The 24552-nt window shown below is 62.1% G+C and carries 21 protein-coding genes; 10 read left to right on the top strand and 11 right to left on the bottom strand.

Annotated elements, in window-relative coordinates; translation table 11 throughout:
* Positions 1-35 precede the first annotated feature (35 nt).
* Both VOI22_RS20390 and hemC read right to left on the bottom strand, forming a co-directional pair.
* Positions 36-764: a uroporphyrinogen-III synthase gene (locus tag VOI22_RS20390; protein WP_323798288.1), complete on the bottom strand. Its 729-nt coding sequence runs from the start codon at positions 762-764 to the stop codon at positions 36-38.
* Complete coding sequence (hemC, locus tag VOI22_RS20385; RefSeq protein WP_323798287.1) at positions 764-1720, bottom strand: hydroxymethylbilane synthase; 957 nt, start codon at positions 1718-1720, stop codon at positions 764-766. Before hemC ends, VOI22_RS20390 begins: the two co-directional genes overlap by 1 nt.
* A gap of 25 nt (positions 1721-1745) precedes the next feature.
* Between hemC and tsaD the strand changes: the two genes are divergently transcribed.
* Genes tsaD through VOI22_RS20370 form a run of 3 tightly spaced genes read left to right on the top strand, consistent with a single transcriptional unit; the run spans position 1746 to position 4287 of the window.
* Positions 1746-2834, top strand: a complete 1089-nt coding sequence (gene tsaD / locus VOI22_RS20380) for a tRNA (adenosine(37)-N6)-threonylcarbamoyltransferase complex transferase subunit TsaD (protein ID WP_416366269.1) — start codon at positions 1746-1748, stop codon at positions 2832-2834.
* Positions 2831-3853: an NAD(P)H-dependent glycerol-3-phosphate dehydrogenase gene (locus VOI22_RS20375; protein ID WP_323798285.1), complete on the top strand. Its 1023-nt coding sequence runs from the start codon at positions 2831-2833 to the stop codon at positions 3851-3853. Before tsaD ends, VOI22_RS20375 begins: the two co-directional genes overlap by 4 nt.
* A 14-nt stretch (positions 3854-3867) precedes the next feature.
* Positions 3868-4287, top strand: a complete 420-nt coding sequence (locus VOI22_RS20370; RefSeq protein WP_323798284.1) for an EVE domain-containing protein — start codon at positions 3868-3870, stop codon at positions 4285-4287.
* A gap of 6 nt (positions 4288-4293) precedes the next feature.
* Here VOI22_RS20370 and VOI22_RS20365 read toward each other — a convergent pair whose 3' ends face one another.
* The 4 genes from VOI22_RS20365 to VOI22_RS20350 form a co-directional block, all read right to left on the bottom strand.
* The gene (locus VOI22_RS20365; protein ID WP_323798283.1) at positions 4294-5025 is read right to left on the bottom strand and encodes a hypothetical protein; all 732 of its coding nucleotides are present in this window, start codon (positions 5023-5025) and stop codon (positions 4294-4296) included.
* 39 nt (positions 5026-5064) lie between these two features.
* Positions 5065-6243, bottom strand: coding sequence for an alpha-D-ribose 1-methylphosphonate 5-triphosphate diphosphatase (locus VOI22_RS20360; RefSeq protein ID WP_323798282.1), 1179 nt, complete (start codon positions 6241-6243; stop codon positions 5065-5067).
* A 113-nt stretch (positions 6244-6356) separates the two neighbouring features.
* On the bottom strand, positions 6357-6686 hold the full coding sequence (locus VOI22_RS20355) for a lipid-A-disaccharide synthase N-terminal domain-containing protein (RefSeq protein ID WP_323798281.1): 330 nt from the start codon (positions 6684-6686) through the stop codon (positions 6357-6359).
* Positions 6683-7459 carry a glycosyltransferase family 2 protein gene (locus VOI22_RS20350; protein WP_323798280.1) on the bottom strand — a complete coding sequence of 259 codons (777 nt, stop codon included), beginning with the start codon at positions 7457-7459 and terminating at the stop codon, positions 6683-6685. The genes VOI22_RS20355 and VOI22_RS20350 overlap by 4 nt, the downstream gene beginning before the upstream one ends.
* Before the next feature lie 547 nt (positions 7460-8006).
* Between VOI22_RS20350 and VOI22_RS20345 the strand changes: the two genes are divergently transcribed.
* Together VOI22_RS20345 and VOI22_RS20340 are read left to right on the top strand one after the other, a co-directional pair.
* Positions 8007-9269 (top strand): TIGR04372 family glycosyltransferase, encoded by a 1263-nt coding sequence (locus VOI22_RS20345; protein WP_323798279.1) that lies wholly within the window; start codon positions 8007-8009, stop codon positions 9267-9269.
* A gap of 107 nt (positions 9270-9376) precedes the next feature.
* Positions 9377-9865, top strand: a complete 489-nt coding sequence (locus VOI22_RS20340; RefSeq protein WP_323798278.1) for a tetratricopeptide repeat protein — start codon at positions 9377-9379, stop codon at positions 9863-9865.
* A gap of 4 nt (positions 9866-9869) precedes the next feature.
* Here VOI22_RS20340 and VOI22_RS20335 read toward each other — a convergent pair whose 3' ends face one another.
* Complete coding sequence (locus VOI22_RS20335) at positions 9870-10790, bottom strand: LysR family transcriptional regulator (RefSeq protein WP_323798277.1); 921 nt, start codon at positions 10788-10790, stop codon at positions 9870-9872.
* Between the two features lie 125 nt (positions 10791-10915).
* Here VOI22_RS20335 and wrbA point away from each other — a divergent pair, with 125 nt between their 5' ends.
* Entirely contained in the window at positions 10916-11515 is a 600-nt protein-coding gene (gene wrbA / locus VOI22_RS20330; RefSeq protein ID WP_323798276.1) for an NAD(P)H:quinone oxidoreductase, read from the top strand.
* A gap of 28 nt (positions 11516-11543) precedes the next feature.
* The gene (locus VOI22_RS20325) at positions 11544-12245 is read left to right on the top strand and encodes a pirin family protein (protein WP_323798275.1); all 702 of its coding nucleotides are present in this window, start codon (positions 11544-11546) and stop codon (positions 12243-12245) included.
* Positions 12246-12252: 7 nt separating this feature from the next.
* On the opposite strand, the gene VOI22_RS20320 is transcribed toward VOI22_RS20325, so the two are convergent.
* Complete coding sequence (locus VOI22_RS20320) at positions 12253-13263, bottom strand: NAD-dependent epimerase/dehydratase family protein (protein ID WP_323798274.1); 1011 nt, start codon at positions 13261-13263, stop codon at positions 12253-12255.
* Between the two features lie 312 nt (positions 13264-13575).
* On the opposite strand from VOI22_RS20320, the gene VOI22_RS20315 reads away from it, so the two are divergent.
* Together VOI22_RS20315 and VOI22_RS20310 are read left to right on the top strand one after the other, a co-directional pair.
* Positions 13576-17064 carry an indolepyruvate ferredoxin oxidoreductase family protein gene (locus VOI22_RS20315; protein ID WP_323798273.1) on the top strand — a complete coding sequence of 1163 codons (3489 nt, stop codon included), beginning with the start codon at positions 13576-13578 and terminating at the stop codon, positions 17062-17064.
* 82 nt (positions 17065-17146) lie between these two features.
* Positions 17147-17917, top strand: a complete 771-nt coding sequence (locus VOI22_RS20310) for a DUF3750 domain-containing protein (protein WP_323798272.1) — start codon at positions 17147-17149, stop codon at positions 17915-17917.
* Here the strand turns inward: VOI22_RS20310 and VOI22_RS20305 are convergent.
* Positions 17914-18999, bottom strand: a complete 1086-nt coding sequence (locus VOI22_RS20305; protein WP_323798271.1) for a helix-turn-helix domain-containing protein — start codon at positions 18997-18999, stop codon at positions 17914-17916. The two genes, VOI22_RS20310 and VOI22_RS20305, sit on opposite strands and share 4 nt — an antisense overlap.
* A gap of 588 nt (positions 19000-19587) precedes the next feature.
* Here VOI22_RS20305 and VOI22_RS20300 point away from each other — a divergent pair.
* Complete coding sequence (locus VOI22_RS20300; RefSeq protein ID WP_323798270.1) at positions 19588-21921, top strand: DUF4347 domain-containing protein; 2334 nt, start codon at positions 19588-19590, stop codon at positions 21919-21921.
* Positions 21922-22096: 175 nt separating this feature from the next.
* On the opposite strand, the gene VOI22_RS20295 is transcribed toward VOI22_RS20300, so the two are convergent.
* Both VOI22_RS20295 and VOI22_RS20290 read right to left on the bottom strand, forming a co-directional pair.
* A complete protein-coding gene (locus tag VOI22_RS20295; RefSeq protein WP_323798269.1) occupies positions 22097-23521 on the bottom strand; it encodes an aldehyde dehydrogenase family protein in 1425 nt (474 codons plus the stop codon).
* Positions 23522-23548: 27 nt separating this feature from the next.
* Positions 23549-24508: an NAD(P)-dependent oxidoreductase gene (locus VOI22_RS20290; RefSeq protein ID WP_323798268.1), complete on the bottom strand. Its 960-nt coding sequence runs from the start codon at positions 24506-24508 to the stop codon at positions 23549-23551.
* Between the last annotated feature and the right edge of the window lie 44 nt (positions 24509-24552).

The raw sequence follows: 24552 nt of genomic DNA, 5'->3' as shown, positions 1-24552 counted from the left end.
AGCACCAAGGCGCCGAAGATTCAGCTATTATTTTTTTAGGCATCTTTGTGACATGGGGCCGCAAGCAGGGCGAGTAAATCCCCTTTGTTCGGCTTTGCCGCGATGCGGACGGCCGCCCATGGCATCGTAGAGACGGCATCCGCAACAGCGTCGCTGAGGCAATATGCCGTCATCTCGTCACAGAATGACGCGAGCCCGGCCTGTTCGACAAGAGAGATAAAGGTGCGCCCTGCCCGGGGCGAGAAAAACAGCACGCCCTGAATTTCCCCGGCGCGCATTTGAGCCTCGACATCGCGGGCCAGAATCCGCTCGGGAACGCCTCGATAGGCAATGATTCGCCGCAGGTCGAAACCGTCCGCAGACAGTGCGCCCTCGATATCTCCGGCAACAATTTCGGCGCTCAGGAAAAGCAACGGTCCGGCGGCGGGATCAAGCCGGCCTCGGGCCAGCTCCGCGAGATCGGCAGCATCGCCATCCGCGCTTTCAACTGTCTCGAACCCGAGATGCGCCAGTCGCTCCGCCGTCGCCGCGCCCACCGCCAGAACCGGTTTGTCCCGGCTCTCCGTATACCGCGCCAGCGCTTCGGCTCCGTTCCGGCTGGTAACCAGATAGGCCTGCACCGGCTCATCAGGTTCCTCGACCGGATTAAAGAATTCGATGGAGAGCATCGGGGCGAGGACCGAGGAAATTTCGTGGCCCAGGAGCTCCGCCTGCAACGCCAAACCGTCCTCGATCGCCCTGGTAATGAGGACGCGCACCGCCACTAGACCTTGTAGTCCGGCCCGGCCTGCGCAATCAGCGCCTCGCCAACAGCCAGACCAAGCGCGGCAGGATCGTCCACGCTGCCAACTTCCTCGGCCGAGAACAGCGCACTACCGTCGAGCACCGCGAGCTGGCCGCGCAACCGCAGCTTTCCGCCCGGCAGCAATTCCGCGAGCCCGGCAATCGGCGTCCGGCAAGAACCGTCGAGCCGCGCCAGCATGGCCCGTTCCGCGGTCACCCGGATGTCGCTGTCCCGGTCATTGATGCCGCGCACCCAGTCCAGGATACGGTTGTCACCATTTTCCTTGCTGGAGCGGCACTGGACGCCGATGGCGCCCTGCGACACTGCCGGGAGCAATTCCTCCGGCTCCAGCACGCGGGTCGCCTTGTCCGCCAGGCCGAGGCGGCTGAGCCCCGCGATCGCCAGCATGGTGGCGTCGCAAACGCCTTCGTCGAGCTTGCGCAGGCGGGTCTGCAGGTTTCCGCGATAGAGGATGATCTTGAAGTCGGGCCGCTTGTTCAGGAGCTGCGCCGCCCGGCGCACAGATGCTGTGCCAATGACCGCGCCTTTGGGCAGATCCTCGATACTGGTGGCCACGCGGGAGATCAATGCGTCGCGCGGATCCTCGCGAGGGAGAATCGCTGCCAGCTCGGTGCCGTCCGTCAGGAAGGTTTCCACATCCTTCAGGGAATGCACGGCGATATCGATACGGCGCTCGATCAGGGCCGCTTCGATCTCTTTCATGAACAGACCCTTGCCGCCGATCTCGGCCAGCGCGCGGTCCTGCACCTTGTCCCCGGTGGTCTTGATGACCACGATCTCGACGGCGTCATCCGGCGCCAGAGCCGCGTGGGCTTCGCCAAGGCGACGCTTGGTCTCGTAGGCCTGCGCCAGAGCCAGGTTGGAGCCACGGGTGCCAAGACGGATCAGGGGGGCTGCTTTCGACTGGTGTTCCATGGGCCGACTGTGTAGACCGGAGCGCATGGCATTGGAAGAGCAAACAGCCCTGTCTGAAACCCCGATCGTTCTCGGGATAGAGACCAGTTGTGACGAGACCGCCGCGGCGATTGTCGATGGTGCGGGGACTGTGCACGCCAATGTCGTCTTCAGTCAGATCGAAGATCATGCGCCGTTCGGCGGCGTCGTACCGGAGATCGCCGCCCGCGCCCATCTCGACCACCTGCAGCCTGTCATCGCCCGCGCACTGGAAGAAGCCGGTCTCGGTTTCGACGAACTCGACGCGGTTGCGGCAACAGGCGGACCCGGCCTGATCGGCGGCGTGCTAGTCGGCACCATGACCGCCAAGGCCATCGCCATGGCGCGCGGCATCCCCTATCTCGCGGTGAACCATCTGGAAGCGCATGCGCTGACCGCGCGACTGACGGACAAGGTCGCCTTTCCCTATCTGCTGCTGCTGGTCTCCGGCGGTCATTGCCAACTCATCGCGGTCGAAGGCCTCGGCCGATACCGCCGCCTCGGCACGACCATCGACGATGCCGTGGGCGAGGCTTTCGACAAGACCGCGAAGCTGCTCGGCATGGGCTACCCCGGTGGCCCGGCGCTTGAGAAAGCAGCCAAGACCGGCCATCCGGACCGCTTTGATTTGCCGCGCCCGATGGTCGGCAAGCCGGGCTGCGATTTCTCCTTTTCCGGCCTGAAGACCGCCGTGCGGCAGAAAGTCGAAGCCATCGCCACGCCGACGGAACAGGATATTGCCGATATCGCCGCCGCGTTCCAGGAAGCCGTTGCGGGCAGTCTGGTGAACCGCTGCCGCAATGCCATCCGTACCTTCAGCGAAGAACATGGCACCGGCCATGCCCTCGTCGTTGCGGGCGGCGTCGCGGCAAACCAACGAATTCGGGCCGCGCTGTCGGAGCTGGCGACAGCCTCCGGCATGAGCTTCACCGCCCCGCCCATCGCGCTCTGCACCGACAATGCCGCCATGGTCGCCTGGGCTGGTGTCGAACGCCTGCAGGCCGGGGAAAGCGATCCACTCAGCTTCGCGCCGCGCCCGCGCTGGCCGCTCGACCCCGATGCCCCCAAAGCCATCGGCGCGGGGGTGAAAGCATGAGTATCGACAAGATCTGTGTGCTCGGCGCCGGTGCCTGGGGCACGGCACTGGCCCTCGCCGCACAGCGTGCGGGGCGGCAAACCACTCTCTGGGCACGCAGGCAGGATCACGCCGAGGCCATGTCCCGGACGCGCGAAAACGCCAAGTATCTGCCGGGCATCGCCCTGCCATCCGACATCAAGGTGACGAGCGACCCGGCTGAAGCCATCTCCGGCGCCGGTGCCCTGGTGTTGGTAATCCCCGCACAGCATATGCGTGGCGCCCTTGCCGCATTCGACATTCCGGCCGGTATCCCGCTGATCTCCGCCGCCAAGGGGATCGAGCTTTCCACCGACAAAACCATGAGCGCCGTGCTGCAGGAAATCCTTCCCGACAATCCGGCCGCCATGCTCTCCGGCCCAAGTTTCGCGAGCGAGACCGCCGCCGGAAAGCCGACCGCCGTCACCCTGGCGGCTGCAAACCGCGATCTGGCCCTGAAACTCGTGGAAGCGCTCAGCACCGAAACCTTCCGGCTCTATGCCTCCACCGACGTAGCCGGCACCGAGGTTGGCGGCGCGGTGAAGAACGTGCTGGCCATCGCCGCCGGTATCGTCAGTGGCATGGGCATGGGGGAAAATGCCCGTGCCGCCCTGATCACGCGCGGGTTGGCGGAAGCCACCCGGTTCGCGGTCGCCCTTGGCGGCAGGACCGAAACCCTGATGGGGCTGTCCGGCCTCGGCGATGTGATGCTGAGCTGTTCCAGCACCAGCTCCCGCAATTTCTCGCTCGGCCACAGGCTTGGCAAGGGTGAACGGCTGGAGGATATTCTCGGCTCCAGCCAGTCCGTTGTGGAAGGCGTCCATACCGCCGCCGCGCTGGTCCGCCGGGCGCGCGCCCATTCCGTCGAGATGCCGATCGCCGAAGGTGTCGATGCGGTCTTGAACCGCGGCATCGATCTCGGCACGGTAGTACGGGAACTTCTGTCCCGGCCGACCGGCTGGGAAACGCCGGGCGCATCGGCGCCCAAACCATCCGAGTGAAGGAGACACCGTCCATGGCCTACTGGTTGTTCAAATCCGAGCCGAATACCTGGTCCTGGGACGATCAGGTGAAGAAAGGCGTGGAAGGCGAAGGCTGGGACGGGGTCCGGAACTATCAGGCCTCGAACAACATGAAGGCCATGAAAGTCGGCGATCTCGGCTTCTTCTACCACTCGGTCAACGAGAAGCAGATCGTCGGCATCGTGAAGGTGATCGAGGAGTACCATCCAGACCCGACCGACGCGAAGGGCCGGTTCGGCATGGTCACGGTCGAGGCGGTGAAACCGGTTGTGAAGCCGGTGACCTTGGCTGACGTCAAGGCGGAGCCCCGGCTCGAAGATCTGGCACTGGTGCGTCAGTCCCGTCTTTCCGTCGTACCGGTCAGCGAAGCACAGTGGAAGATCATCATGGAGATGGCGGAAACGCCGCTCTGAGCGCGGCTAGATCCCGTCGTCCTCATCCTCTTCCGGCATCTCGCGCAACCTGACCTCGGCGACTGTCTCAGGCTCGGCCCCGCCAGAAAATTTCCGTTTGTAATATGCCACCCAGAGGATGATCGCGGCGGTGCCGATGATCGTCGGCGCAAGCCAGCGCGCGAGCGGCGGCAGCATATCGCCGGTATTGACGAGAAATGCCGTGACCGAAGCGATTGTGCCGCCAAGCATCCGGGTCATGTGGGTGAAGAACCAGGCGCGGGGATCTTTCGGCGGAGAACGGAACCGCTTCAGATCGAAAAACGCCATCAGGCTGCCGACGCTGCCGAGGACCACGAGTACCGGCGCCAAGGGTTCAGTGTACCAGTACACCCCGCCATAGGTCGCCATCGCCGAGCAGGCGATCATGGTGAACTGCGCCGCGCCCTTGTCCAGTGCCCCAACCCGGTAGCGTGAGTCGAATGATCGAGCCGGTTGCTTCAGGTAAAGCGCCCGATAACCGCTCAGCACCATGTAGAAACTGAAGATCGCCACCGTCATCAGGAACAAATCGTTGGTAGCGAGGCTAAGCGACACCGCAGTCGCGAACACCACAACCATCGACAGGACATAAAGCTTCCCGGCAAGCCGGTGCAGACGCCGACCTTTCGGCGCCGCAATGGCAACCGCAGCAGTGGCGAGAGAGACCGCCCCGGTGGCGATATGCAAGGTAAGCAGGAACGAGGGCGCAGCATCCATAGCGTCAGTCTTGCACCCCAACCGTGTTCTGGAAAAGCGTCAAACCGGGAACAGTTCCGGCAACGCGGCAACCCGGTAAGGCTCGGACGCGTATGACAGCGCGCCGTTCACCACGGCAAAATCCACCTTCGGCAAAGCCTTGTCACTGTCATCGACCACGATTATGTCCGCGCGTTTACCGACTGCAATCACACCGCGATCATCGAGGCCGCCGACCTTTGCCGGACCGGCAGACACCAGCGCCCAAGCGCTGCCCAGGGGCAGCACTCCGTCAGCGGCAAGCTTGAATGCCGCATGGAACTGGGCCGGATAGTAATAATCGGAGATCAGGTAATCGCAGAGCCCCTCCTCGATCACAGAGAGGGCGGAAACATTGCCAGAGGCGCTGCCGCCGCGCAGGGCGTTCGGCGCGCCCATGCCGACGGGGTTCCCCAACGCCCGGGCCGCTTTCGCCGTTTCCAGATTGACCGGGAACTCGGCAATCCGGGCACCCAGCGCATTGTAATGCTGACGCAGCTCCGGCGTATCGTCATCGTGTGAGCCTGTCGGCACCCCAACCTGGCGAGCGAGTTCGGCGATCCGGCGCACCGTCTCCTCCGCCTCGTCCTGACGGGCACGACGGGCACGGACTTCGGCCCGGAAATCATCAAAGGTCATGCCGAGCTGGTGAGCCCAGCGCTGCATCCTGTCGGGTGTCTCGCGCAGGGATTGCTCGAACTGCGGCAGGTGGTCGTTGAACACCAGCATCGAAACGCGACCGTCTTCGAGCCAGCGCATCGCGGCTTCCTGCTCCTCAATGGCGAAGGTCTCGAACCGGAGATGGAACTGCAGGTCGGCACCGAAGCGCTTCCGGCCCCGTTCGATCGCGGACAGGATCTTTTCCGCCGTTGCCGAACCGCGGAGGCCGCCTTCCCAGCTCACTCCCTGGGCCAGAAAAGCCGTTGTGATGCCCGAGGAAAGGATCGAGCGGTCCGCATCCATCAAAGCGATATCGATAGGAAACCCCGTGCCGGTGCGCGGCATCAGGCTGCGCTCGAACCCGTCTCCGTGCAGATCGATGATCCCCGGCAGCACCAGCCGGTCATCCAGATCGAAGGCATGTCCGGTGACGGCGCCGGAACCGATCGCCTGGATCACACCGTCTTCGATAAGGATCTCGGTTTTCTCTACCGAACCGCCCTCAAGCAGAACACGGGCATTAACCAGGGAAACAGACATGGGACCTCGAACGGGCTGGACTTCAGAAAAGAGGGAAGGTGTCCCCCTATTTCATTGCAAAAGAATGACAAGCAGGAAGAAAAGTTCCCGCAGCGATCCGAAGCCGGCCCGGTTCAGTCGTCTCCGCCCGCGTCTTTCGCAGCCATCATATCCATCCGCTTTTCACGATGGATCAGGAAAAGGTTGCGGATATAGACGATGAGGCCAGTCGACTGACCGAGGATGAAAACCGGGTCCATACGCCAGATCGCATAGATCAGCATCATGATACCGCCGGCGCAGCTGAAGTACCAGAAGGCGACGGGAATCACGCTCTTGCGCCCGATCTCGCTGGAAACCCACTGCACCAGGAAGCGCGCCGCGAACAACGCCTGGGCGACAAATCCGAATGTGAGCATGACCATCTCTTCAGGAGAGAGGTCGAAGAAGGCATCCAGGTTCACTGATCGATTTCTTTCGCTTTAAGACCGCCCGGACTCCGGCGCAGCAACCAGGCCACACCCAGCAGGTCGGGAATGCCAACCAATGCACGGCCAAAATTCGAGTATTTGGACTGACCGTGCTGACGGTGGCGGTGGTTTACCGGAACTACATGCACCGCGCAATTCTCGCGCTTCGCCAGAGCCGGCAGGAAACGGTGCATATGATCGAAATAGGGAAAGCGCAGGAAAGTACCGCGCGCATAGAGCTTCAGGGAGCAGCCGGTGTCCGGATTGTCGTCCTTCAACAGGGCCCGCCGGAGCTTGTTGGCATATTTCGACGCCACCCGCTTTGAAGTGGTGTCCTGGCGGTTGACCCGGTGACCGGTGATCATGACCGGTTGCTCCGCCGTCGCGGTCTGCCGGTATTTCTCCAGCAGCTTCGGAATATCGGCGGGATCGTTCTGCCCGTCGCCGTCCAGCGTGGCGATGAGTTCGCCCCGGGCGACGGACACACCGTTACGGAGCCCCGCGCTCTGCCCACAGGTCCGGTCATGCCGGATCACCCGAAGGTGCGGGCGATCCGCCTTCAGGCGCCGCAGGACGTCCGGTGTCTCATCGGTGCTGCAATCGTCGATATAGATGATTTCGAAGGTACAGACGCCGGTCAGCGCCGCCTCGATCTCGCCGACCAGCGGCGCGATATTCTCGGCCTCGTTCAGGACCGGGACGATCACGGACAGCAAAGGCCGCGCAGTGGCGGCTGCCTCGGGACTGGAAACATTTGAATGCGGCACGTCGGCCCTTTCGAAAACGCCTGCCTCTGCGGTTCTTTAAGGTGTGGGGGCGCCCGGATCAACCGCCAAGGGCGGGACGCTGATTTGTCGCAGGCGCCTAACGGCTTGCAGCCGGTAGAGCGTAACAGCCACCGGATCACCCCGGGAATAGTTCAGACCGCTGACTGTATCACCCTCTTCCGTCCGAAGACCGCGGGTCTCCGCCTCCTCTAGGAACGCGTCACGGTGCCTGGCTTCAACAAGCACGATGCTGTCGCTGGCCGCGTCAAGATAGCGGTGAGGCGGTGAGGCGGTGAGGCGGTGAGGCGGTGAGGCGGTGAGGCGGTGAGGCCAGGCAGATAAAGCACCAGAAACAACGCCGCAAGGGCGAAGACGAGTCGAAGGGGCATGCGGACTTTTACCGGATGGAGAACGCTAGTGCGTTGTGTATAGCGCCACATTACTTCAGTTGTGTGAGCATTCCCAATGCAGTGGCATCTCTATCTGTCATCGGCAGATACATCGGGCTAGACTCACCTCATGCTAATCACGAATGGACTCCGGATCGATGACTGACAGCAAACCGGAACTCGCATCGGTCGGTCTCGACGCAACAAAAGAGATTTTCTCCCAGGCCAATCTTCAAAGTCTCGTGGAGCTTGTCGGCCCTCTGATGCAGCGCGGCGGGCAAACGCTTGCCTACATGCTGCCGGCGGCGTCCCGGATCGGACATATGTGCCTGGAGCCGTTCTATCTCGCCAACCTCTACGGCGAGACCCACCCGAATATCGCGGCCATCATCCATGACCGCCGGTTTCAGGGACACAGCCAGGGCGTCCGGCGCCTGCACGAGCCGCGGATCGACTTCCTGGAAACCATGAACCGCAAGCTCGTCATGATGGGCCACTTCAATGCCCGCGCCCTGGATATCGGGCCACTCACCTGGGCTGTGATCTCCCCAAGCGCGCTGTTCCGCGATTTCGTCCTGCACCTGGAAGCAGGGAACACTATTCGTCACCTGACGCCACCGGCAGACCTGCTCGAAGAGGGCAGACGCCTGTTGGAGAAGATGGGCTTCGGCGATGACCGGCCGTCCGTCGTCTTGCATGTCCGCGATACGGGTTATCTGCCTGAAATGGCCTACCACCACTTCCGCGCCAGCCAGATCGAGAACTATCTCCCGGCCATCGATCATCTTGTCAGTGAGGGTTACAGAGTCTTCCGGCTTGGCGACCGCACCTCGGTGCCGCTGAACCACGAAAGTCCGCTGGTGGTCGATCTGCCGCATCACCCGGACTACGCCGACTTTCTGGACGTCTGCTGCATCGCACAGGCTCATTTTGCCATCACCTGTTCCTCCGGCCCGGAAGCAATCGCCCGCATCCTCAACACACCGATGGTGATGGTGAACGGCTACAGCCAACCGGACCACTGGCTGAACAACAGGGACCTGTTGTTGTTCAAGACATACCGGAACACGGAGAATGGCGCTCAGATCGGGTATGACGAGATGCTGGCACGCGACCTTTTCCTGCTGAATACGGTCGAGGGATTCGCGCGGGCAGGCGTTGCGCTCGAGGACAACAGCCCGGGGCAGATCCTGTCAGCGGTCAAAGAGATGGAAGAGAGACTGAACGGATCTTTCGAGGTCGACGGATCTCTTGATGCACGGTTTCGCGAAATGTCACGGGCCCATCTGGAGCGCTACAGAGCGAATCTGCCGGAAAAAGGCCCGGACGAGCAGGACCGCTTCGAAACCTATGCCTACGCCCTACCTTGGACCAATTACTGTCAGTCCTTCATGATAGATAATCCCTCGTTCCTTCGTTAGGGAACAATCGCAGCCGCGCCACACTCTTGCCTCGCTGCGAAACACATATTAGGTCCAAAGGCCTCTCCCGCGCGTATCGCTGGAGACTATGTTGGGAGACGATAACAATGGCCCGAGCCCGCCTGCCGATCCTGATCGCTTTTCTCATCGCATTCGGCGGTAACGCCGCCCATGCCGTGTTCCCCGAGAGCGGGAACAGCGAGATCGAACGGCCGCCGATCTACTATTCCGGCATCAAGGCCATCGAGGACGGCGACTACGCCAAGGGCCTCGAGATCATGCAGTCTTTCGTCGACGAGGACCCACAGGACGCCGATGCCTGGGCGCTGATCGGTTTCAGCCTGCGCAAGACCAAACGTTATGTCGATAGCGAGCATGCCTATCAGAAGGCTTTGGAGGCCGACCCTAAGAACCTCGCGGCCAACGCTTATGCGGCGAAACTCTATCTCGAGACCGGTCGCGTCCAGGAGGCGGAGCAGAAACTCGTCGTACTGGGCGAACTCTGCACGGGTGGGAAAGGCTGCGAGGAGCGGGAAAGACTTGCCGGAATGATCGAAGCTTACAAGAAAACTGGCAAGGTCGGAGCAGACTGGTAGACCTTCAGTCCAGCTCGAGACCTTCATCCCAACCAGGGTTCTCGCGGAAGCGTTTGCGCAAAAAATCGATAAATACCCGCACCTTCAATGGCAGGTTCCGCGCATTGGGATAAAGCGCGTAGACGCCAATGGGCGATGCCGCAAAGTCGGGAAGGATCGGCTGCAAGCGCCCTGCCCGGATACTGTCTCCGGCAATGAAGGTTGGAATCTGCGCGATACCGCCACCCTGTTCCGCCATGGTCAGGATCGCATCGCCGTTATTCGTGATCATGCGCGGCGCAATCCGAAATTGCTGCGCTCGCCCGTCGACCCTGAAATCCCATGCGAGCCCCTCATTGAGGTAGCTGTAGGCGAGATGCTCGTGCCCCGGAAGCTCGCCGGGATGTTTCGGCTCGCCCCGCTTTTTCAGATAGTCCGGCGACGCGACGGTGACCTGCCGTGCCGGGCAGAGTTTGCGGGCGACAAGCGTCGAATCTTCCAGTCGGCCGATCCGGAGAGCAACGTCGTAGCCTTCCTCGACCAGATCCACTCGCCGATCGTTTAACACCAGCTCCATCGAGAGTTCGGGATACTCGAACAGGAAATCCGGCAGCACGCGCGAGAGATGCAGGCGCCCGAAGGACACGCCTGCGCTGATCCGGAGACGCCCGCTTGGATTGGACTGGAGTGAACCCGCCTCGCGTTCCGCCGCGTCGACTTCCGCCACGATACGCTGGCAGCGCTCGTAAAGCAGGGTCCCGGTTTCGGTCAGGCTGAAGCGGCGTGTCGTCCGGTTGAGCAGCCTTGTGCCGAGATGGTCCTCTAGCGCACTCACCTGCTTCGAGACCGAAGATTTCGAGATACCGAGGCTGCTTGCTGCTTTCGAGAAGCCCCCCTCCTCGACGACTTTCGCAAACACCACCAGTCCGGTCAGGTTATCCAGCATTGACGCTCACTCACTGTTTCTTAAAGGAAACAATTTTGTTCATTTTTACCCAATTGTTCAAAACCGTCAATATCCCCAATTTCCATCTCGAAGCGACAATGCAACCCCGTCGCGGGAGACCGATCATGACAAAGCTTCTCGTTCTTTATTATTCATCCTACGGCCATATCGAAACGATGGCCGGTGCGGTCGCCAAAGGCGCGTCCGGCGTTGCCGGTGTCGAGGTCACCGTGAAGCGTGTTCCAGAATTGATGCCCGATGACGTCGCCAAAGGCGCCGGCATCAAGCTGGATCAGGACGCACCGGAAGCGGCCCCGTCCGAGCTTGCCGACTATGATGCAATCATCTTCGGCACACCGACCCGGTTCGGCAACATGGCCTCGCAAATGCGCAACTTCCTCGACCAGACCGGCGGCCTGTGGGCCAAGGGTGCGCTCGTCGGCAAGGTCGGCAGCGTCTTCACCTCGACCGGCACCGGCGGTGGTAACGAGTCGACCATTCTCACCACCATCCCGACGCTGATGCATCACGGCATGGTCATTGTCGGCCTGCCCTATGCGGCTGAAGGCCTCACAAACATTGCCGAAGTCCGCGGAGGCTCACCTTATGGCGCCGGTACGATCGCCGGTCCCGACGGCAGCCGCCAGCCGAGCGATCTCGAACTTTCGCTCGCGGAATATCAGGGCAAGCATGTCGCGACCATCGCAGCGAAGCTTGCCGGCTGAACAGCACATCCAGACAGGAGTGGGAACCATGATTGATGTCAGACAATTCGACTCGCTCGGCGGGGTCAAGATCGACTGGCTGAACGCCCGCCACCATTTCAGTTTCGGCCATTACCATGACCCGAAGCGCATGGGCCTCGGCCCACTCCGGGTCTGGAACGACGACACCATCAAGCCGAAAACCGGGTTCGATCCGCATCCGCACCGGGACATGGAAATCATCACCTATGTCCGCAAAGGGGCGATCACCCACAAGGACCGGCTCGGCAACGAAGGCCGAACGGTCGCCGGAGATGTGCAGGTGATGCATGCCGGCACCGGCATCGTCCATGCGGAGTACAATCTGGAAGATGAGGAGACCCAGATCTTCCAGATCTGGATCCATCCTGACCGGACCGGGCACGAACCGGGCTGGGGCGCCAGGAGCTTCCCGGAGAAATCCTCCGGCAGCTTCACCGCCCGGGCCTCCGGACGGGGCGCGGACAAGGCAAGCAACGCCCTGCCGATCCACCAGGACGCGGCTGTGCTCGGCGCCAAGCTGAAAGGCGGCGATGTTGTCAGCTACAGCTTCGGCGAAGGCCGTCAGGGCTATCTCGTCTCGACCGATGCCGCCATCGAGGTGAACGGTACTCCGGCACAGGCCCGCGATGGCGTCGCTGTAAGCGGAGAGGAAACCATCACGGTCAAAGCGCTCGGCGACACCGACCTGGTGATGGTCGACGTGGCCTGAACGCCAGTCACACTCCGTGATACTTCCGGTACCAGTCGACGAAGGCGGGAATGCCTTCCTCGATTGGCGTGCTCGGCGCGTAGCCGAAGTCTTCTGATGCCGGGTCGATATTTGCGTAGGTGGCATAGACGTCACCCGCCTGCATCGGCTGCATGTCCATGATCGCCTTGGTGCCGCAAGCTTCCTCAATCACCCGGATGTAATCCAGCAGCTTCACCGGCTTGTTGTTGCCGATATTGTAGACCTTGTGCGGACAGGTATCGCCCTCGCCCTCGCCCTCACCCACGCCTGATGGCGGAGTGTCGAGCGCACCGACCACACCGGCGGCGATGTCCGCGATGTAGGTGAAGTCGCGCATCATGTCGCCATTGTTGAAGACCTTGATCGGCCGGCCTTCGAGGATGGCGCTGGTGAACAGCCAGGGCGACATGTCCGGCCGGCCCCAGGGTCCGTAGACGGTGAAGAAGCGCAGGCCGATGGACGGCACCCGGTACAGATGAGCGTAGGAATAACTCAGCAGCTCGTTCGCCTTCTTGGTCGCGCCGTAGAAGGAGACCGGGCTGTCGGTCTTCTGCTCTGTGCTGAAAGGCATTTCCTTGTTCGCGCCGTAGACCGACGAGGAGGAGGCATAGACGAAGCTCTTGCAGCCGCCCGGCCGCCCCATCAGGCCGCGCACGAATTCCAGCATGTTGGAATGGCCGACAAGGTTGCTGCGGACATAATCGCCCGGATGCTCGATGGAATAGCGCACCCCGGCTTGCGCCGCGAGATGCACCACCCGGTCGATATCCGGATAGCGCGCCGTCAGCCCCATGACCGCGTCCGTATCCGCGATCTCCAGCGCCTCGAAGGTGAAGCCATTGCGGCCTTCGAGGTTTTTCAGCCGGGCCTGTTTCAGGGCCGGATCGTAATAACTGTTGAGATTATCGATCCCTACTACGCGTTCGCCGCGTGCCAGCAACAGCTCCGCTACATGCATGCCGATAAACCCTGCAGCGCCAGTCAGCAGTATCGTCATAAGCCTCTTCCGGATCGGTGGAGCACTGTCATTTCCAGGATCCCTTATGCCGGAAGGAATCCGGGGCGCCAAGCTCCCGAAACAGGAATTTCATATTCGACGGTTCGTGATCGAAGCATGCTTTTCATTTCGCGCGCACTTGGATTAACGAAAAACTGCGTCGTTCTGTCGCGTCACATTGTCGATTTCTTGCGTTTTTGTGCCGCACCTTCTGCACTGATTGCCGCGCCCCCGGTAGAGGCATACCTTAATTGCAAATGAAACAAGTGGAGTGCCGTGACAATCGGCACCCAGAATTGCCGGGGAGATATCATGACGGCACTCAAGTCCGTCTCGCTCGACGACAAATACGCCCTCGACCGGGGGCGGGTTTACATGACCGGCATCCAGGCGCTTGTGCGCGTGCCCATGGCACAGCGACAGCGCGATGCCGCGCGAGATCTCAACACAGCCTGTTTCATCTCGGGTTACCGTGGCTCGCCGCTCGGCACCTATGACATGCAGCTCTGGCGTGCCCGCGCGTTCATGAAGAAGAACAATATCGAGTTCCAGCCGGGCCTGAACGAGGATCTCGCCGCCACCGCCGTCTGGGGCAGCCAGCAGACCGGGCTTTACCCCGGTGCCAAATATGATGGCGTCTTCTCCATCTGGTACGGCAAGGGCCCCGGCGTCGACCGCTCCGGCGATGCCTTCAAACACGCCAACTTCGCCGGCTCTGCGCAGCATGGCGGCGTGCTGGCGGTGGCCGGCGACGACCATGTGGCCAAATCCTCCACCATCCCGCACCAGAGCGAATATGCCTTCATGGATGCCTGCATTCCGATGCTGCATCCGGCCGGCGTGCAGGATGTGCTCGACTACGGTCTCTATGGTTTTGCCATGTCCCGTTTCAGCGGCTGCTGGGTCGGGCTGAAGGCGACGGCGGAGAACATGGACAGCTCCGCCTCCATCGATATCGATCCGCTACAGCTCGAAATCGTGACCCCCGATGATTTCGCCATGCCGGCAGGCGGCCTCAATATCCGCTGGCCCGATCCCTGGCTGGAGCAGGAGGAACGGCTACACAGCCACAAGCTGCCCGCCGTGCTCGCCTTCGCCCGGGCCAACCGGCTCGACAAGGTGATGCTGGACAGCCCGAAGCCCCGGATCGGCATCATCACCGTCGGCAAGTCCTACCTCGATGTCCGTCAGGCGCTCGACGATCTCGGCATCTCCGACGAAGAGGCCGCCGAGCTTGGCCTGCGGATCTACAAGGTCGCCATGCCCTGGCCGCTGGAGCCGCAGGGCCTGAAGGAATTTGCCGCCGGGCTCGAAGAAGTGCTGGTGATCGAGGAGAAGCGCCCGCTGATCGAGGATCAGGTGAAGCAGATCCTGTTCGACCTCGCCGACCGGCCGCGCGTCATCGGCAAGAAGGACGAGACCGGCGCTACCATCATGCCGACCAACGGCGAGCTGTCCGCCAGCAGCATCGCCCGGCTGCTTGCCCGGCGCGTTCTGAAGCTGCGGGATCATAGCCGCCTGCGCGACCGGCTGAGCTTCCTTGAGGATCACGCCAAGACCGCGCTGAAGCCGGTGACCGACTTCCAGCGCATCCCCTATTTCTGCTCCGGCTGCCCGCACAACACCTCGACCAAAGTGCCGGATGGCAGCATCTCCTTCGCCGGCATCGGCTGCCACTTCCTGGCAAGCTGGATGCCGCACCGGGAGACCAAGACCTTCACCCAGATGGGCGCCGAGGGCTCGCCGTGGATTGGCATGGCGCCCTTCACCGAGCACAAGCACATGTTCGTCAATCTGGGCGACGGCACCTACACCCATTCCGGCGTACTGGCCATCCGCGCCGCCGTCGCCGCGAATGTGAACATCACCTACAAGATCCTCTATAATGACGCCGTCGCCATGACCGGCGGTCAACCGGCGGAAGGCGCTTTCTCGGTACTGGAGATCGCAAATCAGGTCGCCGCCGAACGGGTCGCGGCCCTGCGCATCATCACCGACGAGCCGGATAAATATCCGCTTGGCACCCACTGGCCCGATTTCGCCACCCTGCACCACCGGGACGAGCTGGACAGTGTGCAGAAGGAACTGCGTGACACCGAAGGTGTCACCATCATTCTGTACGACCAGACCTGCGCCACCGAGAAGCGCCGCCGGCGCAAGCGGGGCCTGCTGCCGGAGCCGGCAAAGCGTCTGTTCATCAATCAGCAGGTCTGCGAAGGCTGCGGCGATTGTGGTGTCGCCTCGAACTGCGTTTCGCTGACACCGGTCGAGACCGAATTCGGCCGCAAGCGCGCCATCGACCAGAACTCCTGCAACAAGGATTATTCCTGCGCCAAGGGCTTCTGCCCGAGCTTCGTCAATGTGGTTGGCGGCGGGCTTCGCAAGAAGACCGGCGCACAGCCGGACGTGCCGGCCCGCGCCGACATCTTCCCGGTGCTGCCGGAGCCTGCGCTCCCCGCTCTGGACCATCCCTACAACATCGTTGTCACCGGCATCGGCGGCACCGGTGTGGTCACCATCGGCGCCCTGCTCGGCATGGCCGCACATCTGGAAGACAAGGGCGTCACCGTCCTCGACCAGATCGGCCTGGCCCAGAAAAACGGTTCCGTCGTCACCCATGTCCGGCTGGCGAAAAAGCCCGAAGACCTGCATGCGGTGCGGATCGCAGCCGGATCGGCCAACCTGTTGCTGGCCTGCGACATGATCACGGCGGTCGGTGTGGACAGCCTGTCCAAGCTCAGCCTTGGTGATACCACCGCCATCGTGAATATCCAGCAGACCATGAACGGCGCCTTCACCCAGAACCCGGATCTGCAATTCCCGGCCGAAGCGGTGAAAGCGGCCCTCAGAAGTTCCTGTGGCGAAAACTCGACCCACTTCCTGGATGCAAACCGGATCGCCACGGCCCTGCTTGGCGACAGCATCGCCTCCAACCTCTTCATGCTCGGCTATGCATACCAGCTCGGCCAGGTACCGCTTACAAGCGAGGCCATCCTCAAGGCGGTCGAGCTGAACGGTGTCGCTGTCGATTTCAACAAGAAGGCGTTCCTCTGGGGCCGCCGGGCCGCGCACGATCTCGCCACCGTCGAGAAGGCGGCCGCCCCTGTGGTGGAGCCGCCGAAACATCTCGATCTCTCAACCAGCCTAGACGAGACGATCGAGCGGCGCATCGCGCAACTCACCGCCTATCAGAATGCCGGCTATGCCGCGCGTTATGCCGGGCTGGTAGAAAAGGTTCGGGCCGCCGAGGAACGGGCCCTGCCTGGCTCGGAGAAACTGTCAGAAGCCGTGGCCCGCTACGCCTACAAGCTGATGGCCTACAAGGACGAGTACGAGGTCGCCCGGCTCTACACGGACGCGGCATTCCGGCAGCAGCTCGACGAGCAATTCGATGGAAAGTTAAAGCTTGAAGTAAATCTCGCACCACCGCTTCTGGCGCAACGCGATCCGGAAACCGGAGAGCTGAAAAAGCGGGCCTATGGCCCCTGGATATTCACCGCCTTCGGTCTGCTCGCGAAGCTCAAAGGCCTGCGCGGCACGGCGCTCGATCCGTTCGGCCGGACCGAGGAACGGCGGACGGAGCGCAGGCTGATCGAGGAGTATTTCGCCGACATGGAAGATGTCGCGCGCGGCCTCACCGTTGAGAACCATGCTACGGCCGTCGCGCTGGCGACCGTGCCTGAACATATCCGCGGATACGGCCACGTGAAGGAACGGCATCTGAAGAATGCGGCCATCCGCCGTGAGGAAGCCCTTGAGGCTTTCCGCAATCCTGCTGCAACACGCGACGCTGCCGAATAAAATGGCCCCATAGAATGCAAGGCCGGTCCGGTATCTCCGTGACCGGCCTTGCATACGCCTGCGCCTGCCCCATTTCATCGTGATGGCACACGGCAAAACCCTCTTCAAACGCATCACTTTTTTCAGCCTGATGCTGATCGGCCTGCTCGGTCTGCCACTGGCGGCCAGCGCGGTCGGAAAATGGGCGGAGGGACCAATGCACTGGAGTCAGGCACGGCGGGATTCAGCCGAAATTGCACCGGCACCAGAAACGACACCGGAAGCTGTGGTTCACGTCTACGCCGCGCGCGCCTGGAGCTGGCGCGGTATATTCGGCGTGCATACCTGGATCGCCGTCAAACAGCCTGATGCCGCGCACTACACCCGCTTCGAGGTGATGGGCTGGCAGCTGCGGCATTCCAATACCGCCGTGCGGGCCACCAACGGTAACCCGGACGGCTACTGGTTCGGCTCGAAACCCGATCTGCTGCGGGAGATCCGTGGCGCGGAAGCCGAGGCCCTGATCCCCCGCATCTTCGCCGCCGCGAAAAGCTATCCACACGCGAGCACTTATCGGGTCTGGCCAGGCCCGAACAGCAATACCTTCACCGCCCATATCGCCCGGCAGGTGCCGGAGCTGCGGCTCGACCTGCCGCCAACCGCCGTCGGCAAGGATTTCATCCCGGAAGGTGGCATATTCGCAGAGGCACCCAGCGGCACCGGCTACCAGGTCTCGTTCTTCGGCCTTGCCGGCCTGATGCTGGCGCTGGAGGAAGGCATCGAGGTGAACGTCCTCGGCCTGACACTCGGCGTTGACGTGACCAGTCCGGCGTTGAAACTGCCCGGTGTCGGCCGGGTCGGCTTCCCGGACTAAGAAGCCACAGACGCCATCCCGCTGCCCGACTCCCCGAGTTCCTTGGACCAGCGCTGCATGATCTCGACATCCGAGAGGCCATTGTCGTCGTCCGCCTTGAAAAGCACATTTCCATGCGCGGCATGACTTCTGGCCGCCTCGCGGGCTTCGCTTGGCGACATGCCGAAATACTCCCGAAACCGGGTGGAAAAATGGCCGGCGTTAATAAATCCGTATTCAAGAGCGATATCGAAAACACCGCGCTCAATATTGGTCGGCGCAGACAACGCCTTGAAAACAAGCATTAGTCTCCGGCGCTGGATGTAGTCGCGCACGCCCCCGTGTGCCTTCAGTAACCGATAGAGTGTTGCCCGGGACATCCGGAAATGAGCGCATATCGTCGCAACGCCGAGGGCAGGATCCCCCAGGTTCTGATCGATATATTTCTGCAGTGCGGCGAACACACCTGACTGCGCCTCTATGGAAGAAGGATCACCAGCCATGACCAGTGCGCGCAACAGGCCCATCAGACTCTCGGTAAGAACCGGGGCTTCGCTGGCGGACGTGGTCGGCATGGTCGTGCGCAGCAAGTGGAAGAAGCCGCTGAGCAATTTTCCCGAGGTCGTATCGCCATCAAACATCAAGCCGCGCGCTTCGGCCAATGCCGGCAGGTCCTCGATCACCCGGTCCCGCGGCAGAATGATGGAAAGCACTTCCGCATCGGAACAGACAGCCTCGACCTCGTAGCCAAGATTGACGGCATAGACGCCCTGCGTGCCTAGCACAAAATCCGAACCGCCATTCTCGCAGCGATTCCGGCCGCTGATATAGACCTGCAGTCCTATATGATCGGAATCGTCGTTGCGGCGCAGCCAGGAGCTGTCCCGGACAAACTTCTGCCCCGAAAACTTCGTGTCCATGAACAGGAAGCCGCCGGCATTGAACATGTGGATTTCCGGCACCTGCGGCGGCTTGCGTGGATCGGCAAGGGGAACGGAGTCGAAATAGGGGATGATGGCCTGCCGCCAATGCCAGAACAGCTCTTCCGGCGGCAACATCCCGGGCAAGAGAGATAAAGACGGAATTCGCGCTTCTGCTTCCAACGCGCTCACCCTTTCTAGACTGATGCGTTTGAACCCCCATCGAATTTCAACTGGGCCCAGAGACTCAATACAACGGTGTGAGACATCTGCAAAAACATATTGAGACACCCAGAAAAGCGGCCCGGCCCCGACATTGGTATAGTGCCGCCCAAGCTTCGGACTTTCTTTTCGGATTTATTTTAGGTTTAAAGCCTACTTACAGCGCCGACAGACCTCTGAATGCAGAAGCTGAAACAGGTCGGAGCAAAGAATAACAACTCGGTTCGGTCCTGGCAGCATCACATGGCGCTTGAGACCGTCCCTTTATCTTTCTTGGGCAGAAAGCCTCCGACGGACAAATGCACAACACGAGACTCCAAACATGACCACCGGGTTCAGCCAAGACAGTGAGACTCTGTCCGGCGTCGTGCTGAATCCGCCGCTGCATTGGCGCGATCATGCGCACCGGAACCACTCGAAATCGCCCCTTTCATATATCGAACGCCAAAAACGCGCCGCAGACAACGGCTTCGATAAAGCCTTGGCCTGCAGCAAGACATCCGAGGCTGCATCTCCTCCACCTTCACAAAAAAATGGGCACGCCCCGTCATGAAAAATCACGAGACCATCCTGTTCGTCGATTCATCCGTCCGGCATGCACATCTTCTGGTGGAGGGGCTCGATCCGGACGCCAGGGTGCATCGGTTGTCTTCCTGGAGCGATCCGCTTGCGGAAATCGCCGCAGTCGTCTCCCGCGCCGCGCCGGTCGGGCACATTGCGATTCTGACCCACGGCGGTCCCGGAACGTTCACACTTTCGGGACAACGGGTCGATCGGGAAACACTCTCATTATCCGCAGAGGCGCTGGCCAAAATCCGCGTGGCACTGGCGCCCGGCGCGGACGTTCTCCTGATGTCCTGCTCGACCGGGGCGCACCGTGCGGGGCGAGAATTCATCGCTGGGCTGGAAGCCCATCTCGGCGTGCCGGTCCATGCTTCGGAGACCGATATCGGCGCTGATGCCGGTTGGAGCGGCCTAGCGGCGGCAGCCACCATATTCGCCCCGTCCGCGCTGGCCTCCTATCCGGAGCGGTTGGGGCCCACAGTGATCAGCGGATCGAGCGGCAACGACACGCTTACCGGAACAGCCGCCTCCGATACAATCAGGGGCAACGATGGCAACGATGTCATCTCCGGTCTCACCGGCGACGACGACATCGCCACCGACGACGGAAACGACCTCATCTACGGCGGTGACGGCAACGACACGATCTCCTCTTTAGATGGCACCGATACGATCTATGGCGGCTCCGGCAACGACTTGTTGGCAAGTCGATCGGATAACGACCTCATCTACGGCGGTGACGGCAACGACACGCTCACCGGAAACGCGGGCAACGACACCCTATATGGCGATGCTGGGAACGATCTGCTTTATGGTGGTGACGATGCTGACCTGCTGATTGGCGGAGCCGGCAGCGATACATTCAAAGGCAGTGCTTCCGAGTTTAACGGCGACACCATTTCAGGGCTTGAGGCAGGAGACACCATCACCGTCACCACCGCCGGCGCGGATGCCAGCGCCCTGAACGGGACCACACTCGGCAGCACTATCGACCTCGGCAGCGGCTACACCCTCAACCTGTCCGGCGCTGCCTCGAACCTGACCATTTCGGCCGTGGCCAGCGGCAGCACCACGACCCTCACCTTCTCCACACCCGCAAGTGGAGGCTCTTCAGGCAGCTCATCCGGCAGCGGCCTGACCGTGACCAGCCAGACGTCGGCGGACACCGCCGGCACGGCCACCGGCCGGACGCTGGTGAACAATACCGGCAGCGCCGCCTCCGGCTCTCTGGTGGAAGGCACCGGCAACGGCAACAGTGTCACCGCGACCCTGCCTTCCGGCCTCTCGCTAACCAATTCCGGCACCTCCACGGCCGTCACCTCGACAGCCGCGACCACCAGCCTGACGCAGCAGATCCAGACCACCGAGCCCGTCGTCGGCGCCCAGAGCTTCCTCTCGGGCCACGGCCAGAACTTCATCAATAGCTCCGGCGGCATGGCGCTGGATGTCCGCACTATCGGTTTCTCCGGCTCCGGCACGTCGGCGCAGACTGTCCAGATCGCCGGTAGCACATCTGCCTCTGGCTCCGAGGCCTTCGTCATCGACACGTCCGGCCTTGCGACCGGGTCAACAGTGCAGCTCGACAATATCGAGTTCGCCGCCATCGTCGGCAGCGCGACCATCAATGGGGGTGGTGGCCAGAACTACGTGGTCGGAGACGATGCCGCGCAGTTCATCTCTCTCGGTGCCGAGGACGACACGCTGGCAGGCGGCGGCGGCGACGACACAGTCGGCTCGGCCTGGGGCGAGGATATCGTCTATGGCAACCAGGGCCTCGATTATGTCTTCGGCGGCGGCGGCATGGACACGCTCTATGGCGGCCAGGATGACGACACCGTCTTCGGCGGCAACGACAATGATGTTGTCTACGGCAACAAGGGCAACGACACCCTCTCCGGCGGCGAGAACGACGACCTCCTCTATGGCGGTCAGGGCAACGACATCATCTACGGCAATTCCGGGAACGACACGCTCGCCGGGAACATCGGCAACGACACGCTCTATGGCGGCCAGGGCGCCGATTATCTCGCCGGAGACAGCGGTGCGGACCTGCTCATCGGCAATGCCGGAGACGACACGCTGGTCGGTGGCGATGGGGCCGACACCTTCCTGTTTACTGCCGGCGGCGGCAACGATCAGGTCAACGATTTCCAGTCCGGCACCGACAGCCTGCAGTTCGACAGCGGGCTGACCTACACGGCAGCGGAAAGCGCCGGCAACACTGTGCTCACCCTCTCCGACGGAGGCACCGTCACCCTGATCGGCGTCAACCAGTCCGAGCTCGGGGTCAATGCGTCGTCGGGTTGGGACCTGATGTAATCGGCAGCTATGTTCCGGACTGGCTGATTATCCAACCCAACGCCGTCATCCCTGCGGACGCAGGGACCCAGTGATGACGGGCGCGGCTCTATGATCTCTGGGTCCCCACTTGCGTGAGGATGACGATTAAGGGTGGGGATGACGAAAAGAAAGCGGGGCGCTTGCCCGATCGTCCCTACCCCGTGATCGCCTTCGTCTCCAGGAAATCCTCAAGGCCCATCGGCCCGTTCTCGCGGCCGATGCCGGACTGTTTGAAGCCGCCGAAGGGCACGTCGGTATCTGCGAAATTGCCGTTGATATAGATGTTCCCCGCCCGAAGCCGCCGCGCGACGCGCTGGGCTTTTTCAGGGTCTGCAGTCTGGATATAGGCGGCGAGGCCGTAAGGCGTGTCGTTGCCGATCCGGACCGCCTCGTCCTCGCCGTCGAACGGGATCATCACCAGCACCGGGCCGAAGATCTCGTTTCGGGCGATATGCATGTCGTTCGTGACATCGGCGAACAAAGTCGGCTTGACGAAATACCCCGTCTCGAAGCCCTCCGGCTTGCCGAGCCCGCCGGTAACGACGAGGGCACCTTCCTCGATCCCCTTGCGGATATGGCCCTGCACGCGGTCGAACTGGAGGGCGTTCACCAGCGGGCCGATATGATCTCCCGGCTTTTGCGGATCGCCGACCTTGACGGCAGCGGCAAACCGTCCGGCCATGGTGACGGCTTCCTCATAGACTGAGCTTTCGACCAGCAGGCGGGTCGGCGCATCGCAGGACTGGCCGCTGTTTGAGAAGCAGTTCTCCACGCTGAAATGCAGAGCCACCTCGAGATCGGCATCGGCAAAGACGATGTTCGGCGACTTGCCGCCAAGCTCCAGCGCCACCCGACGGATACCATCGGCGGCGGCGGTCATGACAAGCTGCCCCGCCCGAGTGGAGCCGGTGAAAGACAGCAGGTCGATCTCGGGATGGGCGGAGAGCGCGGCGCCGGTGCCGGGGCCGTCGCCATGCACCATGTTGAACACGCCCGGCGGGCAGCCGGCCTCGGCCAGCACCTCGGCGACAATACCGGCGGAGAGCGGGGCGTACTCACTCGGCTTCAGAACCATGGTGCATCCGGCGGCAAGCGCGGAGGCGACCTTGGCCATGACCTGGTTGACCGGCCAGTTCCATGGCGTGATCAGCCCGGCGACACCCGCCGCCTCGTCCCGCAGCGTGCTGCCGCCGCGCAGGCTCGGCCGCTCGAACTGATGCGCCTCAAGCGCTTCGATGGCGGCCGTCAGCAGAGCGTCACCGCAAGGCGCCTGACTGTCCCGGGAGAAGTCGCGCGGCGCGCCCATTTCAAGCGTGATCGCCTCGGCGAACTCGTCCCGGCGGCGGAGATAAATCTCCAATGCCCGGCGCAACATGGCGGCGCGTTCGGATACCGCCGTCTCGCTCCATAACTCGAACGCTTCCCGCGCGGCCCGTACCGCCCGGTCCACATCCATATCTGAGGCAATCGAGATCACCGCGACCGGCTGTTCCGTCGCCGGGTTCAGCACCTCGAAATCGCGGACCTCGGACGGGGCGACCCAGGTGCCGTCGATATAGAATGCGCGCCTGTCCAGCATGGCTTTCTCCCGGTTATGAACGCCTGATTATGCACGGCCTTGAGGGACAATTTCATAGCCCGGCTCTTCAGGCTCGTCATCTTCCATTTCCGTCGGGAAACCGGGAGCGGTGATGTCGAGACCGGTAGCCTCTTCCAGACGCTTGATGATGTTCGGCGACAACTCGCGCGGCCCAAACCGCTCGATCCCATCAGCGAAGATCTTGTTGATCAGCGGCGAAACCTCGAGCGGCACGCCATGCGTTTCGGCGATTTCCTGGAACAGTCCGATATCCTTCAGCACCAGATCCATGGTGAAGCTGATATCGCGCGAGCCGTTCAGGATGACCTGGCTTTCCGTCTCGTGAACGAAGGAATTACCGGAGGAAATCTTGATCGCCTCGAAAGTGGTGTTGAGATCCATACCGGCCGCCTTGGAGGTGACCAACGCCTCGCAGACGGAGATGAGGTTTACGGTCGCAAGGTAGTTGGTCATCACCTTCAGGACAGAGGCAGTACCAAGATCGCCCGTATGCAGGATGCGGCGGCCCATCATGGTCAACACCGGCAGGATCTTCTCGAAGGTCGAACGCTCACAGCCTGCAAGGATGGCGATATTACCAGTCGCCGCCCGGTGGCAGCCGCCGGAGACCGGGCAATCGACAGCTTCACCGCCTTTCACCGTGACAAGGGCACCGAGACGTTTCACCTCTTCGGCATGGGTGGTCGACATCTCCGCCCAGATGGTGCCGAGCGTCAGGCCCGCAAGGATGCCGTCGTCGCCTTCCATCACCGCCGCCGATATCGCAGGGCTGGGCAGGCAGGTGATGATAACGTCGCAGGTCTCTGCCATGGCCTTCGGGCTTTCACCGAACGCCGCGCCCTGATCGAGGAAAGGCTGCACATGCGCCGGATCGAGATCGCGCACCACCAGATCCGCGCCGTTGCGGAGCAGACACCCCGCCAGTTTCGCCCCGACATTGCCGAGCCCGATAAACCCAATCTTCATAGCCATCCCCCGCTGTCAGGCACCTCGAAACGGGGAGCTTGGCG

It is taken from the genome of Nisaea sp., assembly GCF_034670185.1.
Taxonomy (GTDB): Bacteria; Pseudomonadota; Alphaproteobacteria; order Thalassobaculales; family Thalassobaculaceae; genus Nisaea.
This window is presented reverse-complemented; position numbering and strand designations above follow the sequence as displayed.

Coding starts and splice junctions, on each gene's coding strand:
- VOI22_RS20325 (WP_323798275.1), top strand. CDS start 11,544: ATGATTGATGTCAGACAATTCGACTCGCTCGGCGGGGTCAAGATCGAC.
- VOI22_RS20315 (WP_323798273.1), top strand. CDS start 13,576: ATGACGGCACTCAAGTCCGTCTCGCTCGACGACAAATACGCCCTCGAC.
- VOI22_RS20375 (WP_323798285.1), top strand. CDS start 2,831: ATGAGTATCGACAAGATCTGTGTGCTCGGCGCCGGTGCCTGGGGCACG.
- VOI22_RS20320 (WP_323798274.1), bottom strand. CDS start 13,263: ATGACGATACTGCTGACTGGCGCTGCAGGGTTTATCGGCATGCATGTA.
- VOI22_RS20365 (WP_323798283.1), bottom strand. CDS start 5,025: ATGGATGCTGCGCCCTCGTTCCTGCTTACCTTGCATATCGCCACCGGG.
- VOI22_RS20300 (WP_323798270.1), top strand. CDS start 19,588: ATGAAAAATCACGAGACCATCCTGTTCGTCGATTCATCCGTCCGGCAT.
- VOI22_RS20360 (WP_323798282.1), bottom strand. CDS start 6,243: ATGTCTGTTTCCCTGGTTAATGCCCGTGTTCTGCTTGAGGGCGGTTCG.
- VOI22_RS20295 (WP_323798269.1), bottom strand. CDS start 23,521: ATGCTGGACAGGCGCGCATTCTATATCGACGGCACCTGGGTCGCCCCG.
- VOI22_RS20345 (WP_323798279.1), top strand. CDS start 8,007: ATGACTGACAGCAAACCGGAACTCGCATCGGTCGGTCTCGACGCAACA.
- tsaD (WP_416366269.1), top strand. CDS start 1,746: ATGGCATTGGAAGAGCAAACAGCCCTGTCTGAAACCCCGATCGTTCTC.
- VOI22_RS20290 (WP_323798268.1), bottom strand. CDS start 24,508: ATGAAGATTGGGTTTATCGGGCTCGGCAATGTCGGGGCGAAACTGGCG.
- wrbA (WP_323798276.1), top strand. CDS start 10,916: ATGACAAAGCTTCTCGTTCTTTATTATTCATCCTACGGCCATATCGAA.
- VOI22_RS20370 (WP_323798284.1), top strand. CDS start 3,868: ATGGCCTACTGGTTGTTCAAATCCGAGCCGAATACCTGGTCCTGGGAC.
- hemC (WP_323798287.1), bottom strand. CDS start 1,720: ATGGAACACCAGTCGAAAGCAGCCCCCCTGATCCGTCTTGGCACCCGT.
- VOI22_RS20340 (WP_323798278.1), top strand. CDS start 9,377: ATGGCCCGAGCCCGCCTGCCGATCCTGATCGCTTTTCTCATCGCATTC.
- VOI22_RS20310 (WP_323798272.1), top strand. CDS start 17,147: ATGGCACACGGCAAAACCCTCTTCAAACGCATCACTTTTTTCAGCCTG.
- VOI22_RS20335 (WP_323798277.1), bottom strand. CDS start 10,790: ATGCTGGATAACCTGACCGGACTGGTGGTGTTTGCGAAAGTCGTCGAG.